Annotated in this window: 9 protein-coding genes, 1 tRNA gene and 3 rRNA genes; 10 read left to right on the top strand and 3 right to left on the bottom strand. The window is 42.7% G+C overall.

Annotation, left to right across the window (positions count from 1 at the left end):
• The first annotated feature begins 403 nt into the window (after window positions 1–403).
• The 6 genes from AC2INI_RS11400 to acnB all read left to right on the top strand — a co-directional run bounded on the left by AC2INI_RS11400 (window position 404) and on the right by acnB (window position 11,264).
• Window positions 404–1,946, top strand: a 16S ribosomal RNA gene (locus AC2INI_RS11400).
• A 361-nt stretch (window positions 1,947–2,307) separates the two neighbouring features.
• Window positions 2,308–5,198: ribosomal RNA gene (locus AC2INI_RS11395) — 23S ribosomal RNA — on the top strand.
• Between the two features lie 124 nt (window positions 5,199–5,322).
• Window positions 5,323–5,438: ribosomal RNA gene (rrf, locus tag AC2INI_RS11390) — 5S ribosomal RNA — on the top strand.
• Together the 16S, 23S and 5S rRNA genes with 1 tRNA gene alongside form the textbook arrangement of a ribosomal RNA operon.
• Before the next feature lie 67 nt (window positions 5,439–5,505).
• Window positions 5,506–5,582, top strand: a tRNA-Asp gene (locus tag AC2INI_RS11385).
• Between the two features lie 605 nt (window positions 5,583–6,187).
• Window positions 6,188–8,455 (top strand): patatin-like phospholipase family protein, encoded by a 2,268-nt coding sequence (locus tag AC2INI_RS11380; RefSeq protein WP_122036236.1) that lies wholly within the window; start codon window positions 6,188–6,190, stop codon window positions 8,453–8,455.
• A gap of 220 nt (window positions 8,456–8,675) precedes the next feature.
• On the top strand, window positions 8,676–11,264 hold the full coding sequence (gene acnB / locus AC2INI_RS11375) for a bifunctional aconitate hydratase 2/2-methylisocitrate dehydratase (protein WP_486304868.1): 2,589 nt from the start codon (window positions 8,676–8,678) through the stop codon (window positions 11,262–11,264).
• Between the two features lie 162 nt (window positions 11,265–11,426).
• Here acnB and AC2INI_RS11370 read toward each other — a convergent pair whose 3' ends face one another.
• From AC2INI_RS11370 to AC2INI_RS11360, 3 genes are all read right to left on the bottom strand, one after another.
• Window positions 11,427–12,566 carry a glycerate kinase gene (locus AC2INI_RS11370; RefSeq protein WP_486304867.1) on the bottom strand — a complete coding sequence of 380 codons (1,140 nt, stop codon included), beginning with the start codon at window positions 12,564–12,566 and terminating at the stop codon, window positions 11,427–11,429.
• A 12-nt stretch (window positions 12,567–12,578) separates the two neighbouring features.
• Window positions 12,579–13,844 carry a GntP family permease gene (locus AC2INI_RS11365; protein WP_045101232.1) on the bottom strand — a complete coding sequence of 422 codons (1,266 nt, stop codon included), beginning with the start codon at window positions 13,842–13,844 and terminating at the stop codon, window positions 12,579–12,581.
• Window positions 13,845–13,971: 127 nt separating this feature from the next.
• Entirely contained in the window at window positions 13,972–15,117 is a 1,146-nt protein-coding gene (locus AC2INI_RS11360; protein WP_486304866.1) for a sugar diacid recognition domain-containing protein, read from the bottom strand.
• Between the two features lie 137 nt (window positions 15,118–15,254).
• Between AC2INI_RS11360 and AC2INI_RS11355 the strand changes: the two genes are divergently transcribed.
• From AC2INI_RS11355 to AC2INI_RS11340, 4 genes are all read left to right on the top strand, one after another.
• Window positions 15,255–15,623 carry a YacL family protein gene (locus AC2INI_RS11355; protein WP_045101234.1) on the top strand — a complete coding sequence of 123 codons (369 nt, stop codon included), beginning with the start codon at window positions 15,255–15,257 and terminating at the stop codon, window positions 15,621–15,623.
• 169 nt (window positions 15,624–15,792) lie between these two features.
• A complete protein-coding gene (locus AC2INI_RS11350) occupies window positions 15,793–16,131 on the top strand; it encodes a P-II family nitrogen regulator (protein WP_045101235.1) in 339 nt (112 codons plus the stop codon).
• Window positions 16,132–16,148: 17 nt separating this feature from the next.
• Window positions 16,149–17,378 carry an ammonium transporter gene (locus AC2INI_RS11345; RefSeq protein ID WP_486304865.1) on the top strand — a complete coding sequence of 410 codons (1,230 nt, stop codon included), beginning with the start codon at window positions 16,149–16,151 and terminating at the stop codon, window positions 17,376–17,378.
• 174 nt (window positions 17,379–17,552) lie between these two features.
• Complete coding sequence (locus AC2INI_RS11340; protein ID WP_486304864.1) at window positions 17,553–18,566, top strand: Fe(3+) ABC transporter substrate-binding protein; 1,014 nt, start codon at window positions 17,553–17,555, stop codon at window positions 18,564–18,566.
• Window positions 18,567–18,573: the final 7 nt, after the last annotated feature.

Here is an 18,573-nt window from a genome sequence, read left to right as displayed (position 1 = left end):
AAGATAAAAGCCTTGCCAATGTGTTCGAACTCTCTATAATGCGACCTCACTGACACGGAGAGCCCATCCCATAAGGGGTTAGCAATCAGAGTTAGTAAGATGGTTTAGAAATTAAGTTTCAAATAAGTGCTTGACACTGAGACTTAAATCGATAAAATGACCGTCCTCTTCACAGAAAAGCGAAAACGCTTTGAAAGTAGAAGAAAAGCTCTTTAACAATTTGAAACCTATTAATCTGTGTGGGCACTTGTGAGTTGATAATCACTAGTTTGCTTTTACTTTTCGAAGTGAATTCAAACAAAATAATCAATGAACTGAGTGACTACACAAAATTACTTTTATGTAACAATCAGTATTAATCATTGAGTCGATATCCTTTCTGCTGAAAGGTATCAAAAAACTTTAATTGAAGAGTTTGATCATGGCTCAGATTGAACGCTGGCGGCAGGCCTAACACATGCAAGTCGAGCGGTAACAGAAATTAGCTTGCTAATTTGCTGACGAGCGGCGGACGGGTGAGTAATGCCTGGGAATATGCCTTGATGTGGGGGATAACTATTGGAAACGATAGCTAATACCGCATAATGTCTTCGGACCAAAGAGGGGGATCTTCGGACCTCTCGCGTCAAGATTAGCCCAGGTGAGATTAGCTAGTTGGTGGGGTAAGAGCTCACCAAGGCGACGATCTCTAGCTGGTCTGAGAGGATGATCAGCCACACTGGAACTGAGACACGGTCCAGACTCCTACGGGAGGCAGCAGTGGGGAATATTGCACAATGGGCGAAAGCCTGATGCAGCCATGCCGCGTGTATGAAGAAGGCCTTCGGGTTGTAAAGTACTTTCAGTCGTGAGGAAGGGTGTGTAGTTAATAGCTGCATATCTTGACGTTAGCGACAGAAGAAGCACCGGCTAACTCCGTGCCAGCAGCCGCGGTAATACGGAGGGTGCGAGCGTTAATCGGAATTACTGGGCGTAAAGCGCATGCAGGTGGTTCATTAAGTCAGATGTGAAAGCCCGGGGCTCAACCTCGGAACCGCATTTGAAACTGGTGAACTAGAGTGCTGTAGAGGGGGGTAGAATTTCAGGTGTAGCGGTGAAATGCGTAGAGATCTGAAGGAATACCAGTGGCGAAGGCGGCCCCCTGGACAGACACTGACACTCAGATGCGAAAGCGTGGGGAGCAAACAGGATTAGATACCCTGGTAGTCCACGCCGTAAACGATGTCTACTTGGAGGTTGTGGCCTTGAGCCGTGGCTTTCGGAGCTAACGCGTTAAGTAGACCGCCTGGGGAGTACGGTCGCAAGATTAAAACTCAAATGAATTGACGGGGGCCCGCACAAGCGGTGGAGCATGTGGTTTAATTCGATGCAACGCGAAGAACCTTACCTACTCTTGACATCCACAGAAGAGACCAGAGATGGACTTGTGCCTTCGGGAACTGTGAGACAGGTGCTGCATGGCTGTCGTCAGCTCGTGTTGTGAAATGTTGGGTTAAGTCCCGCAACGAGCGCAACCCTTATCCTTGTTTGCCAGCACGTAATGGTGGGAACTCCAGGGAGACTGCCGGTGATAAACCGGAGGAAGGTGGGGACGACGTCAAGTCATCATGGCCCTTACGAGTAGGGCTACACACGTGCTACAATGGCGCATACAGAGGGCTGCAAGCTAGCGATAGTGAGCGAATCCCAAAAAGTGCGTCGTAGTCCGGATCGGAGTCTGCAACTCGACTCCGTGAAGTCGGAATCGCTAGTAATCGTGAATCAGAATGTCACGGTGAATACGTTCCCGGGCCTTGTACACACCGCCCGTCACACCATGGGAGTGGGCTGCAAAAGAAGTGGGTAGTTTAACCTTCGGGAGGACGCTCACCACTTTGTGGTTCATGACTGGGGTGAAGTCGTAACAAGGTAGCCCTAGGGGAACCTGGGGCTGGATCACCTCCTTAAACGATAGATTACGATTTATGAGTGTTCACACAGATTGATTAGGTTTTAATAAGTTGAAGTGACAGAGCTTTAATTAATGATTTCGATTATTGATTAAAGCTTTTTGCTTTAAGCTCTTTAACAATTTGGAAAGCTGACAGATTTAACTGACTTACGAGTTAGATAAATCAAAATTTAAAAGTTCTTAATATCTTTTGTTTATCTTAGATAAACAAATTAAAAACACATTCAAGTGTTCTTGTATTTTGAATCCGGCGAAAAACCAGAACTCGCAATGACGAGTTCAACCTTGGTTGCTGTTTTGTCTTCACTTTGAAAAGTGAAAGCAAACGGTCCATACGAAACCTCTTGGGGTTGTATGGTTAAGTGACTAAGCGTACACGGTGGATGCCTTGGCAGTCAGAGGCGATGAAAGACGTATTAACTTGCGATAAGCGTAGATTAGGTAGTAAAAACCATTTGAGTCTACGATTTCTGAATGGGGAAACCCACTAGCATAAGCTAGTATCGCTGCGTGAATATATAGCGCAGCGAGGCAAACCGGGAGAACTGAAACATCTAAGTACCCCGAGGAAGAGAAATCAACCGAGATCCCGAAAGTAGCGGCGAGCGAAATTGGGTTAGCCCTTAAGCTTTTAATGAGACAGGTGAAGGCTCTGGAAAGTGCCGCGATACAAGGTGATAGCCCTGTAACCGACATCTCATCATCAGTGAAAACGAGTAAGGCGGGACACGTGATATCCTGTCTGAATATGGGGGGACCATCCTCCAAGGCTAAATACTACTGACTGACCGATAGTGAACCAGTACCGTGAGGGAAAGGCGAAAAGAACCCCTGTGAGGGGAGTGAAATAGAACCTGAAACCGTGTACGTACAAGCAGTAGGAGCATACTTGTTATGTGACTGCGTACCTTTTGTATAATGGGTCAGCGACTTATATTCAGTGGCAAGGTTAACCGTTTAGGGGAGCCGTAGGGAAACCGAGTCTTAACTGGGCGTTCAGTCTCTGGATATAGACCCGAAACCAAGTGATCTAGCCATGGGCAGGTTGAAGGTTGAGTAACATCAACTGGAGGACCGAACCGACTAATGTTGAAAAATTAGCGGATGACTTGTGGCTAGGGGTGAAAGGCCAATCAAACTTGGAGATAGCTGGTTCTCCCCGAAATCTATTTAGGTAGAGCCTCGGACGAATACTACTGGGGGTAGAGCACTGTTAAGGCTAGGGGGTCATCCCGACTTACCAACCCTTTGCAAACTCCGAATACCAGTAAGTACTATCCGGGAGACACACGGCGGGTGCTAACGTCCGTCGTGGAGAGGGAAACAACCCAGACCGCCAGCTAAGGTCCCAAAGTTATAGCTAAGTGGGAAACGATGTGGGAAGGCTCAGACAGCCAGGATGTTGGCTTAGAAGCAGCCATCATTTAAAGAAAGCGTAATAGCTCACTGGTCGAGTCGGCCTGCGCGGAAGATGTAACGGGGCTAAGCTATACACCGAAGCTGCGGCAGTGCAATTTATTGTACTGGGTAGGGGAGCGTTCTGTAAGCCGTTGAAGGTGGTCTGTAAGGGCTGCTGGAGGTATCAGAAGTGCGAATGCTGACATGAGTAACGATAAAGGGGGTGAAAAACCCCCTCGCCGGAAGACCAAGGGTTCCTGTCCAACGTTAATCGGGGCAGGGTAAGTCGACCCCTAAGGCGAGGCTGAAAAGCGTAGTCGATGGGAAACGGGTTAATATTCCCGTACTTCTTATAATTGCGATGGGGGGACGGAGAAGGCTAGGTAGGCTTGGCGACGGTCGTCCAAGTTCAAGTGCGTAGGCTAAGAGTTTAGGTAAATCCGGACTCTTGTTAGGCTGAGACACGATGTCGAGCATCTACGGATGTGAAGCTATTGATGCCATACTTCCAGGAAAAGCCTCTAAGCTTCAGATTATAAGGAATCGTACCCCAAACCGACACAGGTGGTCGAGTAGAGAATACTAAGGCGCTTGAGAGAACTCGGGTGAAGGAACTAGGCAAAATGGTACCGTAACTTCGGGAGAAGGTACGCTCCTAGCGGTGATGAGACTTGCTCTCTAAGCTGCCGGGAGTCGCAGATACCAGGTGGCTGCAACTGTTTATTAAAAACATAGCACTGTGCTAAATCGTAAGATGACGTATACGGTGTGACGCCTGCCCGGTGCTTGAAGGTTAATTGATGGGGTTAGACTTCGGTCGAAGCTCTTGATCGAAGCCCAAGTAAACGGCGGCCGTAACTATAACGGTCCTAAGGTAGCGAAATTCCTTGTCGGGTAAGTTCCGACCTGCACGAATGGCGTAATGATGGCCACGCTGTCTCCACCCGAGACTCAGTGAAATTGAAATCGCTGTGAAGATGCAGTGTACCCGCGGCTAGACGGAAAGACCCCGTGAACCTTTACTACAGCTTGGCACTGAACATTGACCCTACATGTGTAGGATAGGTGGGAGCCTTTGAAACCAGTACGCTAGTATTGGTGGAGGCAATCTTGAAATACCACCCTTGTATGCTTGATGTTCTAACGTTGGCCCCTTATCGGGGTTGCGGACAGTGCCTGGTGGGTAGTTTGACTGGGGCGGTCTCCTCCCAAAGAGTAACGGAGGAGCACGAAGGTGGGCTAAACACGGTTGGACATCGTGTGGTTAGTGCAATGGCATAAGCCCGCTTGACTGCGAGAATGACAATTCGAGCAGGTGCGAAAGCAGGTCATAGTGATCCGGTGGTTCTGAATGGAAGGGCCATCGCTCAACGGATAAAAGGTACTCCGGGGATAACAGGCTGATACCGCCCAAGAGTTCATATCGACGGCGGTGTTTGGCACCTCGATGTCGGCTCATCACATCCTGGGGCTGAAGTCGGTCCCAAGGGTATGGCTGTTCGCCATTTAAAGTGGTACGCGAGCTGGGTTTAGAACGTCGTGAGACAGTTCGGTCCCTATCTGCCGTGGGCGTTGGATGATTGAAAGGGGCTGCTCCTAGTACGAGAGGACCGGAGTGGACGAACCTCTGGTGTTCGGGTTGTTACGCCAGTAGCATTGCCCGGTAGCTAAGTTCGGGATCGATAAACGCTGAAAGCATCTAAGCGTGAAGCGAGCCTTGAGATGAGTCATCCCTGATACTTTAAGTATCCTAAAGGGTTGTTGAAGACTACGACGTTGATAGGCAGGGTGTGTAAGTGCTGCGAGGCATTGAGCTAACCTGTACTAATTGCCCGTGAGGCTTAACCATACAACACCCAAGGGGTTTTGAACGGATTTGAAGTTGCAAGAACGATATTGAATGTGAATAAGAACGCATACACAGCTTTCCAGATTATTATTTATCTCTTATTGAGGTAGATAGAAAGAATTTGCTTGGCGACCATAGCGTTATGGACCCACCTGATCCCATGCCGAACTCAGAAGTGAAACGTAATAGCGCCGATGGTAGTGTGGGGTTTCCCCATGTGAGAGTAGGACATCGCCAGGCTCCTATTTATTTTTACTTTTTAATAAAAAGTAAAATCAAAAATAGCATTATGCTGAATAGACACTGCGGAGTGGTAGTTCAGTTGGTTAGAATACCGGCCTGTCACGCCGGGGGTCGCGGGTTCGAGTCCCGTCCACTCCGCCACTATACCAAGAAAGCCCTAAGCGAAAGATTAGGGCTTTTTTACGTCTATCTAAAAGTAAAATGATGCGGAATAGACACTGTGAAGTGGTAGTTCAGTTGGTTAGACTTTCTATTGGAGAGCTTAGCGGCCTGTCACGCCGAGGGACGTGTCGCTCTCAAGGTTAATAGAAAGTCCCGTCCACTCCGCCACTATACCAAGAAAGCCCTAATCGAAAGATTAGGGCTTTTTTACGTCTGTATAAAAGTTGAATGATGCAGACTAGACGCTGTGGAGTGGCAGTTCAGTTGGTTAGCTTTTTATTGGAGAGCTTAGCGGCCTGTCACTCCGGGGGACGTGTCGTTTTTAAGGTTAATAGAAAGTCCCGTCCACTCAGCCACTATACCAAGAAAGCCCTAATCGGAAGATTAGGGCTTTCTTGTGTCTATATAAAAGTAAAATGATGCAGAATAGACACTGCGAAGTGATAATTCAGTTGGCTAGGTTTTTTACACTGGTATAAAATTATTCATTAACATAATCAATTAAAACAAAACTCAGCTACTTATCTTTCTCTATCACCTTTCATCCTGTATTCTTTTAATATTGCTATTTCAAGGATGACATCATGCATTTCAAACCTCTCTTATTTTCTTCTATTGCTCTATATCTATTTTCGTCAGCATCGCTGGCTGCTGAAGCTCGCCCTAAAATCGGTCTTGTATTGGCGGGAGGCGGTGCAAAAGGTGCTGCCCATATTGGTGTACTTAAAGCATTAGAAGAAATGAATATTCCAATTGATTATATTACAGGCACTAGTATGGGAGCTTATATTGGAGGCTTGTATGCGTCTGGGTTAAGTGCGGATGAAATTGAAGTATTTATTGATTCTATTGACTGGAATAGTGGCTTTGTAGATAAAGTTGAACGAAGTGAAAGACAAATTAGAGACAAAGAATATGAAGATCGTTATCAAATAGGAACTGATATCGGCTTCTCATTCACAGAACTAAAAGCACCAAAAGGATTTGTTCAAGGTCAGAATATGGCGAAAATTCTGAGAACAACCTCAGGAAATGTTCCTTATTTAGAGTCATTTGATGATCTTCCTATCCCATTCAGAGCCGTTGCCACCGATATAGAAAAGCTAGAGCCTGTTATATTAGATCATGGCAATTTAGCTGAAGCAATGATGGCAAGTATGTCGGTTCCTGGAGCCCTTCCACCCGTTGAATATGAAGGACGCTTGTTAGTTGATGGTGGTAGTGTAAATAATATGCCTGTTGATATAGCAAGGGAGATGGGAGCAGATATTATCATTGCGGTAGATATCGGTTCTGATTACTTAGAAGCAAAAGATATCTCTAGTTATCTATCTGTAATGGGACAATTAACAAATTACATTGTAAAAAACAGTACCCTTCAACAAGAGAAATTATTAGAAGAACAAGATATTTTGCTCTCACCTCATGTTGGTAAAATGGAAACCGCTGAGTTTGATAAAATGTCGTTTGCCTATGAAAAAGGCTACGATATCGCTTATGAGAAGCATAAAGCATTAGATAAGTTAGTCTTGTCTAAAAGTGCTTATAAATCATATTTAGATGAGAAAACACATAAAACAGAACAACTTGTTCGTGGTGAAACTATTCAAGTTAATGAAATTGTAATTAAAAACAACAGTTTATATACAGGGAAGATGCTGCGTGATCGATTGAATTTAAAAGAAAACAAAGCGTATAGCGCGAGTGAGCTTGAGGAACATGTAAGAGATTTATATGTGATAGATAGATTTGAGAGGGTCGATTATTACTATGAAGAGAATGAAGCTGGAACTCATGATCTAGTTGTTGAAGTGAAGGAAAAGAGTTGGGGACCAAATTATTTAGATTTTCGATTTGCATTAGAAGATGACTTTGATAATCAGAGTAAATATTCATTAGGGATGTCGATTAATTTTACTGATATTGAGTTAACTGGCTTTAGAGATAACCGTTCAGAATTAAGAACTAACTTTGAGTTGGGAACAGATAAATTAATCTCTGCAGAGCTATACACCCCATTTTTAATTAACCAACTATTATTTACATCATTTAAGTCTACTTATAGTGTAGAGCAGAAAAAATTCTCTTTATCAGGTAATGAATTAAGCTCAATTGATAATGATTTTCCATTGGAATACAGTGACTTAGTTTTTGAAGCTGCATTTGGGCTACAAGGTCGTTTATGGAGTGATTTTAGAATTGGTGGGCGATACACTAAAGGTGACGTCGCTTTTAGTAGCATCTCAAGTATCGATGCAAGTTACACGCGAGAAGGTGTTTTTGCTCAGTATCGCCTTGATACATTAGATAACTATACCTTTCCAACTAAAGGTTTCTATGTTCGTTCAGAGTACCTTTATTCTCATGATAATGTAGATGACAGCGTTATTGATATTGATGGAACTAAAGATTCAGTTATAGAGTTTTCTGTGAATACCAGAGCTGCTTGGACTTATTCTCGTCATACTTTCGTCGGTAATTTTGAATATGGTGTTGTCGAAAATAAGAATGGAGATTTACAGTTAGAACCCAAATCTCTCGGCGGATTTTTACGCTTATCAGGCACACCAAAAGATAGCTTAACAGGGCAAAACTTGGCGTTTGCTAGTCTTGTATATCGATATCGTTTAATGGATAACGATTTTGGATTATTTCAATCCCCTATATATTTAGGGGCTTCAGTCGAAAATGGAGGGCTATGGAATGATGAGCATTTTGATGACGCACCTATTTATACCTCAGGTTCTATTTTCGCAGGAATAGACTCGCCATTAGGACCAATTATTTTAGCTTATGGTCGTACAGAGCAAAATCATGAATCAGTATATTTAAGCATTGGTGCAACATTATAATGTTTAAAATTGCGCTATAAGTCGTATGTTGTTTGATGTGGTGAGATTTTAATTTTAAGTTAAATTTGATATCATCTGGCCACATTTTAGTCTATACCGATACATATTCTCTTGTTTTATTGAGATTTATAACAGAATTAAAAAGTTAATGGATATAAACTGAATCGTTTCCAAGGATGTTTACTCATTAAGAGTAGACCAGAAAGTGAGGAATTAAGTCGTGCTTGAAGCTTATCGTAAACACGTCGAAGAACGTGCTTCTGAAGGTGTGGTCCCAAGACCATTAAATGCTGAACAGGTAGCAGCATTAGTTGAACTAGTAAAAAATCCGCCACAAGGTGAAGAAGAGGTCATTCTTGATTTACTAGAAAATCGCATTCCCCCTGGTGTTGATGAAGCCGCTTATGTTAAAGCTGGTTTTTTAACAGCAATTACAAAGGGTGAAGTGGAGTCCCCATTAGTTAGCAAAGCAAAAGCGACTGAACTGCTTGGTACTATGCAAGGTGGTTACAACATTGAATCTCTAGTTTCTCTACTAGATGATGCTGAGCTTGCTCCTATCGCTGTAAAAGCACTGTCTCATACTCTACTTATGTTCGATGCGTTCTACGATGTAGAAGAGAAAGTGAAAGCTGGTAATGTATTTGCACAACAAGTACTTCAATCTTGGGCTGATGCTGAATGGTTTACAGCGAAAAACAAAGTAGCAGAAAAGATCACCGTTAAAGTATTTAAAGTTACTGGTGAAACCAACACCGATGACTTATCTCCTGCGCCAGATGCGTGGTCACGACCTGATATTCCAGTACACGCAAAAGCGATGCTGAAGATGGAGCGTGATGGTATCACTCCTGATGAGCAAGGTAGCGTTGGTCCAATCAATCAAATTGAAGAAATGCAGAAAGATGGCATTCCACTGGCTTACGTTGGTGATGTTGTTGGTACCGGTTCTTCACGTAAATCGGCAACAAACTCAGTGCTTTGGTTTATGGGCGAAGATATTCCATTCGTACCAAATAAGCGTACTGGCGGTGTTTGTCTTGGTGGTAAAATTGCACCAATCTTCTACAACACAATGGAAGATTCAGGTGCACTACCAATTGAGTTGAACGTACAAGATATGAACATGGGTGATGTGATTGATATCTACCCTTATGAAGGTGTTGTTCACAAGAACGGTTCTGTAATTTCAAACTTTGAGCTAAGCAAAGTACTTCTCGATGAAGTGCGTGCTGGTGGCCGTATTCCACTGATTATTGGTCGTGGCTTAACTGGCCGTGCTCGTGATGCTCTAGGCCTAGCTGAGACGGATCTATTTGCTAAACCAATCGATCCATCTGAATCTGATAAAGGCTACACGCTAGCTCAGAAGATGGTTGGTAAAGCGTGTGGCGTTGAAGGTGTGCGTGCTGGTCAGTACTGCGAACCGAAAATGACAACGGTAGGTTCTCAAGATACGACCGGTCCTATGACTCGTGATGAGCTTAAAGATCTAGCATGTCTTGGTTTCTCTGCTGATCTTGTAATGCAGTCTTTCTGTCACACATCGGCATACCCAAAACCAGTTGATGTAAACACTCACCATACGCTACCTGATTTCATCATGAACCGTGCGGGTGTTTCACTGCGTCCGGGTGATGGTGTTATCCACTCATGGCTAAACCGCATGTTATTGCCAGATACTGTAGGTACTGGTGGCGATTCACACACACGTTTCCCTCTAGGTATTTCATTCCCTGCGGGTTCTGGCTTAGTAGCATTTGCTGCAGCAACAGGTGTTATGCCTCTTGATATGCCTGAATCAATCTTGGTTCGCTTTAAAGGTGAAATGCAGCCGGGTATCACGCTACGTGACCTGGTACATGCAATTCCTCTTTACGGTATCAAGCAAGGTCTACTGACCGTTGAAAAAGCCGGTAAGATCAATGAATTCTCTGGTCGTGTACTAGAAATTGAAGGTGTTGACCACCTATCAGTAGAGCAAGCATTTGAGCTTTCAGATGCATCGGCTGAACGTTCGGCAGCTGGTTGTACAGTGAAGCTTTCTCAAGAGTCTATCTCTGAGTACTTAAACTCGAATATCGTCATGCTTAAATGGATGATTGCCGAAGGTTACGGTGATGTTCGTACGATTGAACGTCGCATAATTGCAATGGAAGAGTGGTTAGCGAACCCTGAGTTGTTAGCTGCTGACTCAGATGCTGAATATGCTCATATTATCGAGATTGATCTTGCTGATATCGACCAACCAATCCTATGTGCGCCAAACGATCCAGATGATGCTCGTCTTCTATCTGATGTTCAAGGCACTGAGATTCAAGAAGTGTTTATCGGTTCATGTATGACGAACATTGGCCACTTCCGTGCTGCAGGTAAGATGTTAGAGGAGTTTAACGGCTCACTAAATACTCGTCTATGGGTTGCTCCGCCAACGAAGATGGATAAAGACCAACTGACAGAAGAAGGCTACTACGGCATCTTCGGTCGCGCTGGGGTACGTATCGAAACTCCTGGCTGTTCACTATGTATGGGTAACCAAGCCCGTGTTGCTGACAAGTCGACAGTAATGTCGACCTCTACTCGTAACTTCCCGAACCGTTTGGGTACAGGTGCGAACGTTTATCTGGCTTCTGCTGAACTTTCTGCTGTTGGTGCGATTCTTGGCCGCATTCCAACAAAAGAAGAGTACTTAGAGTACGCAGAGAAGATAGATGCAACAGCTGCAGATACATACCGTTACCTGAACTTCCATAAAATGGGTCAGTATACAGATAAAGCAGACACAGTTATTTTCCAAGAACCCGCTTAATCTTTGTTTATAAATGAAAAAAGCAGCCAAATTGGCTGCTTTTTTATTGCGTATAACTTTATATTAATAACCTATTCAATAATACCAATTCCATTAATTATATGATCATTATTGCTGGTTAAATAACTTACCTAATTGGTTACATTGGTATAAAAAATCATGCTATTTTTTTATATTCATCGAGTAAATCGCAGCGACATTTCTTGCTGTATTTTCAACATTGATTGCAGCTTCTTTTAGGGCTATTTCTAAAGATACAGAGCGAGGTACGACACTAAATACCGCATCAATGCCATATTCATGAACAACAGCGCAATCATCAGATAGACAACCAGCAATGCCAATAACGGGTAAATCAAACTTTTTCGCGGTTCTTGCTACACCAATAGGCGTTTTACCATGGATGGTTTGACTATCAATTCGGCCTTCACCTGTAATCACTAAATCTGCTTTAGATAACACATTACTTAAATTAACCGCGTCCATTACAATTTCGATACCAGGTCGAAGCGTCGCATTAAATAAACCAAGTAACGCCGCACCAAGACCACCTGCAGCACCTGCGCCTTCTGTATCTTTTACGTCTTTATTCAATTGTGATTTCATCACATCAGCGTAATGGTTTAGGTTTGAATCTAATGTTTTGACCATTTCAGGTGTTGCCCCTTTCTGTGGGCCAAACACGAAAGATGCACCTTTGGGGCCACATAATGGGTTATCAACATCGCACGCGACTTCAAGCGTAATATCATCAAGACGAGGATCTTTATTTGAAGTATCGATCGTTGCAAGGTGTGCTAATGAACCGCCACCAAAAGTAAGATCATTACCATCGTTATCCAGCAACTTAATACCAAGTGCTTGAGCCATGCCAATGCCGCCATCATTAGTCGCACTGCCACCAATTCCGACAATAATATGTTTTACACCTTTATCGAGAGCCGCTTTAATTAACTCGCCAGTACCATAGGTTGTAGTGTGTAAAGGGTTGCGGAAATTGGGTTCAACAAGGTGTAAGCCTGATGCCGCAGCCATTTCTATAATTGCGGTTTGGCCATCCCCAAGTAATCCATAGAATCCAGTTACTTTCTCACCAAGAGGAGCGGTAACCGTATGTTCAATTATAGACCCACCAGTAGCGTCAATTAGAGATTGAACTGTCCCTTCACCGCCATCGGCCATCGGTAATTTAATATATTCAGCGTTAGGTAATACCTGTTTAAATCCAGCTTCAATTGCCGTAGCGACTTCCATCGCTGTTAAACTTTCTTTGTAAGAATCAGGAGCAATAACAATTTTCATAATAAAGCCTTATTAAACAAATAAACCGAAGACACCAAAGATGAGAGTTGAAACAGTTGCGATCATAAGACCAACCGCTGATTCATATGGGATAAGTTTTAAACGTTCTTTCATGTCCATGTGAACTGCGCCACCTGTTGCATGAAAGAAGCTGCCGTGTGGCATGTGATCTAATACTGTCGCACCTGCGTGGATCATTGCAGCACCAGCAAGAGCGGGAACACCAAGCTCTAAAATAGTATGACTAAAGACACTGGCTGCAACTGCTGTACCCGCGGTCGTTGATGCCGTTGCGAGTGACATCATTGCACCTGAAATAGGCGCTAATAAATAAGAAGGAAGACCTGATGCGGTTAATACTTCAATTAAGCCTGATTTAAGTCCCGAGTTCGCAATAATTCCTGCAAGAGTACCTGTACCAAGTAGCATTACCGCCACTGGAGCCATACGGGAAAGGCCAGATACTGCAAAGTGATTGGTGTCTCTAAAACGTCCCATAGCAACAGCACCTAATAAACCACCAAGTGGAAGTGCGATGAGTGGATCAACGTTAATCCCTGCGATAGGGCGTAACGCAAGAAGGCTAATAGCAACAAGAGGAGCGACGATTGAAGTAACGAAACTTGGTAAACGAGAGTGATCAACTGCCACGACTTCGTGCTCTTGAACTTTACTGCCTTTATTGACTAATTTCTTAGCGATGAAATAGGCAAAGACTAGGCCGAATAAGCCAGGGATCACACCTGCTGCCATTACCGAAGTTAAAGGAACATTAAAGGCATCAGCAGCTGCAATGGCGTTTGGATTAGGAGACATAACGTTACCCGCTTTACCGCCACCAACCATAGCTAATAGAATCGCCATTTTTGAAAGATCAGCACGACGAGCAATGGCAAGTGCAATAGGAGCTACGGTGATAACAGCAACATCCACAAAAACCCCAACGGCGGTTAAGATCATTGTCGCGACGGCTAAAGCAAATAAAGCACGAGTTTCACCGACTTTCTTTACAATGGTTTCTGCAATAGAGGTTGCCGCGCCTGATTCGATTAGAACACCAGCAAGAACACCAGCAGCTAGAATACGAAGCACAGCAGTAACGATACCTTGTGCACCACCTATCATTAAGTTCACGGTATCGGTAAGTGATACGCCACCAACAATACCACCGATTAAAGCACCAATGATCATGCCATAAGCCGGCGGTACTTTTTTCAAAATGAGTGTAATTGCAACGGTCAAGGCGGCGAGTGCACCTAAAGTTGATACTTCGATCATATTAATGTTCCATTTAATAATTAAGATGCCAGTAATCTATCTTTAAGAGTAGAAATAAGCTTTAGACGAATGAACAAATTTTATCGCCGGGGTGTAGCTTTGATTGTGCAGCTGCACAAATTCACATTTACTTGTTGCTTGATAGTATTGCTAAATATAAATAAGTACGATCGTTTATCTTATTGATATTTAAGTTGGTTTCTTGTTGTATCTTGTCTAGTCGATAGCGGAGAGTATTACGATGTATATGAAGCGCATTACAGGTTTGAGCTGAATCACAATTATGATTAAAAAAGGCACGTAGTGTTTTAATTAAAATATGTTTTGTATCACTGGCCATCAGCTTTTGAATCGGAAGCGCCAATTGTTCCGATCGCCATGCATCAGGTCGTAAGCCATCAATTAAAACAGGCAAGATATTATCTTGGTAAAAAAGAATGCGGCTTTTGGAGTCTGCGGTATTCATGGTGGCCTTTGCCGTCATATAAGATTGTGCAAGACCTTTTAAATCAGGAAAGTAATCACCAAGTGCTATTTTTATCGTGAATTTCTCATCATGGGATATTCGTTGGAAAAGTTGGCGAATACGTTTTTCTTCGTGAGATCTATTCCACCCTGTATCCGTCAGTGTAATTGGTTTTAACACCACAACTTCGTTTAATGTCACTGAACTGATCGCCACCAAATTATCGCGTTCAGGGTATTCAAGTAAATGAACGAGCTTTTGTAGGTGAGTAAGAGACAGGTTCTCTCCGTTAAATGAATCAACCTTAATGATGGTAGCGATCCGAGGTTGATGAAGATCGAGCTCTAAGCGTTCAGCAATCGAATACAGTTGTTGAGTGTTGAGCTCCGAAGGTTGAATAAGCTGTAAAACTAACTCCTCTTTGTGTCGTTTTGACCACTGTATCTCTGTCATCAATGCGGCTTGTTCAATGATCAACTCTGCCGTCATCTTAACTAATTCTCCATATTGGTGAATTTCAGCAGGTTGACCTGAAATACCGACCACACCAATAATGTGATTTTGAAAGATAATTGGTAGATTGATCCCAGCTTTTACCCCTCGTAATTGCTGGGCGGTTGCGTGATCAATCTCGACAATACGATTTTCATTAATGGCTAAGATAGCCCCCTCATGACGGCAATTAAGGCGAGATGGATCGCCAGAGCCAATAATTACGCCATATTCATCCATCACATTGACAGAATGCTTGATGATTTTCATTGAGCGCTCAACGATTTGCTTTGCGATCACGGTGGTTAGTTGCATGGTTGGATCTCTTTCATCATGGGATAAGGGCTTAACTATAAAAATACTAGGGATAGGATTATACTGGAGGAAAATAGCTCAGCATTGTCTTTGGTTAAAAACGTGTGAGCTAACGTCAATTATCGTAAGGGTTTCCGATGGATTACGAATTTAAGAAAAATACACTCGATGGCACTTATCATGCAAACTTTTCTATGGGGCATGAAGCCATGGGACGTTGGTTGGTAGAAGATGTCGCAAAAGATACCGAACTATTGGCGGAGCTGTATCAGCAAATAGCAGCAGTAAAAAATACTCAAGACGAATGGAAACGCTCAGGTCAGGTAATGACTCTAATTCTGACGGATCAAGAAGTTATCGTCCAAGAAAACGCATTATTTGAAAATTCAGAAGAAGAATTTGAAGAAGATATTCATATGTATGACGATGAATGTATTTCTGTATGCGGATTAGAAGATTTTGAAACCATGCTCCAAAGTTGGGAGGCGTTTATTCGACGCTTCTGATCTGAGCCATTTATTGCTCAATACTAGGGAAAGGCTGCACTTATTTAGTGCAGCCTTTTTTCATTTTTTTGATGGAGATTAATTAACGCATTGAATTTTTTATGTTTTTAAAGTTGGCACACGAATTGGATTGTTAATTATAAGTTACAAATAATTCAAGGACTGAAGTATGAAAATAATCAATGCCATTATAAAGCCATTTAAATTAGACGATGTTCGTGAGGCTCTCGCAGAAGCAGGCGTCGATGGAATGACAGTATCGGAAGTGAAAGGGTTCGGACGTCAGAAGGGACATACTGAATTGTATCGAGGTGCAGAGTATCAAGTCGACTTTCTACCTAAAGTAAAACTTGAAATAGCAGTTCAAGCAGAGCATGTAGACAATATTATTGAGGCGATTACAAAAGCTGCACATACCGGAAAAATTGGTGACGGAAAGATTTTTGTTTATGACCTTCAGCAAGCCGTGCGTATTCGTACTGGTGAAACTGATACAGAAGCACTTTAAGGATAGAGGACAATATTATGGAACTTTCAACAACAGTATCAGAACTTCGTTATGCCTTAGATACCTTTTTCTTCTTAATGTCAGGTGCTTTGGTCATGTGGATGGCAGCAGGTTTTGCCATGTTAGAGGCCGGTTTAGTTCGCTCAAAAAATACCACTGAAATTTTAACTAAGAACTTATGTTTGTATGCGATTGCTTGTACAACTTATTTAGTTGTCGGTTATAACATCATGTATGTCGATAATACAGCGGGTGGGATCATGCCTTCTATTGGTGCCTTAATTGGTACTCAATCAGAAGGGGCTGATCATTCATTAGAATCGGATTTCTTTTTCCAAGTGGTTTTTGTTGCTACAGCGATGTCAGTGGTATCTGGTGCCGTGGCTGAACGTATGAAACTTTGGTCTTTTCTTGTGTTCTCTGCCATTTTAACGGCCTTTATTTATCCAATGGAAGGGTATTGGACATGGGGTGGTGGCTTCTTATCTGAAGCAGGATTTAGTGACTTTGCCGGTTCTGGTATTGTTCATATGGCTGGTGCTTCAGCCGCATTAGCTGGCGTACTATTACTTGGTGCTCGTAAAGGTAAGTACGGTAAGAAAGGTCAAATTTACCCAATTCCTGGTTCTAATATGCCACTGGCAACATTAGGTACCTTTATCTTATGGTTTGGTTGGTTCGGATTTAACGGCGGTTCTCAATTAATGATTTCAGACTTTGAGAATGCAACTGCAGTTGGCCAAATCTTTTTAAATACCAATGCAGCAGCAGCAGCTGGTGCCATCACAGCGTTATTCGTGTGTAAAACTACGTGGGGCAAAGCGGATTTAACTATGGTATTAAATGGTGCATTAGCTGGGCTTGTAGCGATTACTGCGGATCCTTTATCCCCGTCTCCATTGGCCGCTGTGAGTGTCGGTGCTGTGGCTGGTGCATTGGTTGTCTTTAGTATTGTTGGGTTTGATAAAATTAAGATTGATGATCCAGTGGGGGCTATTTCAGTTCATGGTGTATGTGGGTTATTTGGTTTGATGATAGTTCCACTAAATAATGCAGATGCAACGTTTGGCGCTCAACTGTTTGGAGCTGTCGTTATCTTTGCTTGGGTATTTGGTGCAAGTCTTGTGGTTTGGGCAATATTAAAAGCAACCATGGGGATCCGAGTAACAGAAGATGAAGAGCTTGAAGGGATGGATGTTCACGATTGTGGAATAGATGCTTATCCAGAGTTTGTTAGTGTGAAATAAATAACATTATTAATATTTATTTACAAAATATGAAGCCTCAACACCGCCTGTGTTGAGGCTTTTTTAGTAAATAATGCGTGAGATCATTGCCATTTAATAATTGCTTTGTATAATAGCGATATTGATAAGTATTCTTATTACCATTTGTAACTAGAAAAAATTTAAAGGAATATCATGAAAAAGTTATTATCAGTTTCTGCACTAATCGCAGGTATGTTTGCACCAAGTGTTATGGCTGCTGAAGAAGTCAATGTTTACTCTTACCGTCAACCTTTCTTGGTTGAGCCAATGTTTAAAGAGTTTACCAAAGAGACTGGTATTAAAGTTAACGTGAAATTTGCTAAAAAAGGCTTGGCTGAAAAGCTAGCTCAAGAAGGTGAATTAAGTCCTGCTGATGTTATCTTAACAACTGATATTAGCCGTCTTGCTGAACTAACAAATAAAAATCTAGTACAACCAGTAGATAGCAAAACGATTGATGCTAACGTTCCTGCTCAATATCGTGATTCAGACGATGAGTGGTTCGCATTAACTCTACGTGCTCGTAACGTATATTCATCTCGTGACCGTGTTGGTAAATTAGGTGCTGATTTTGATTATGCTGATTTAGCAAACCCAGAGTGGAAAGGTAAAATTTGTACTCGTAGCGGTAAGCACCCTTACAATGTTTCTCTTGTATCATCTATGATCGCTCATCATGGTGAAGCTGAAACAAAAACATGGTTAGAAGGCGTAAAAGATAATCTTGCTCGTAAGCCACAAGGTAATGACCGTGCACAAGTTAAAGCAATTAAAGAAGGTCTTTGTGATGTCGCTTTAGGTAACAGTTACTACCTAGGTAAAATGGTTAATGATCCTAAGCAAGTTGCATGGGCTGAGTCTGTATACATTAACTTCCCTAACCAAAACACTGATGGTACTCACGTAAATGTTAGTGGTATGGCAATGGCTAAATACGCACCTAATAAAGGCAATGCCTTGAAATTAATGGAGTTTTTAACGGGTGATGTTGCACAAGGTATGTACGCTGAAGTGAACTACGAATACCCAGTAAAACCTGGTGTTAAGCGTTCTGAGTTAGTTGCATCTTGGGGTGATTTCAAAGCAGATACGCTATCTTTAGATGCGATTGCTGATAACCACACTAAAGCGATTAAACTTTTAGATGAAGTTAAATTTGATCTTTAATTTGATA

The organism is Aliivibrio friggae, assembly GCF_057368515.1.
This window is presented reverse-complemented; position numbering and strand designations above follow the sequence as displayed.

Coding starts and splice junctions, on each gene's coding strand:
- AC2INI_RS11380 (WP_122036236.1), top strand. CDS start 6,188: ATGCATTTCAAACCTCTCTTATTTTCTTCTATTGCTCTATATCTATTT.
- AC2INI_RS11340 (WP_486304864.1), top strand. CDS start 17,553: ATGAAAAAGTTATTATCAGTTTCTGCACTAATCGCAGGTATGTTTGCA.
- AC2INI_RS11345 (WP_486304865.1), top strand. CDS start 16,149: ATGGAACTTTCAACAACAGTATCAGAACTTCGTTATGCCTTAGATACC.
- AC2INI_RS11350 (WP_045101235.1), top strand. CDS start 15,793: ATGAAAATAATCAATGCCATTATAAAGCCATTTAAATTAGACGATGTT.
- AC2INI_RS11370 (WP_486304867.1), bottom strand. CDS start 12,566: ATGAAAATTGTTATTGCTCCTGATTCTTACAAAGAAAGTTTAACAGCG.
- AC2INI_RS11360 (WP_486304866.1), bottom strand. CDS start 15,117: ATGCAACTAACCACCGTGATCGCAAAGCAAATCGTTGAGCGCTCAATG.
- AC2INI_RS11365 (WP_045101232.1), bottom strand. CDS start 13,844: ATGATCGAAGTATCAACTTTAGGTGCACTCGCCGCCTTGACCGTTGCA.
- AC2INI_RS11355 (WP_045101234.1), top strand. CDS start 15,255: ATGGATTACGAATTTAAGAAAAATACACTCGATGGCACTTATCATGCA.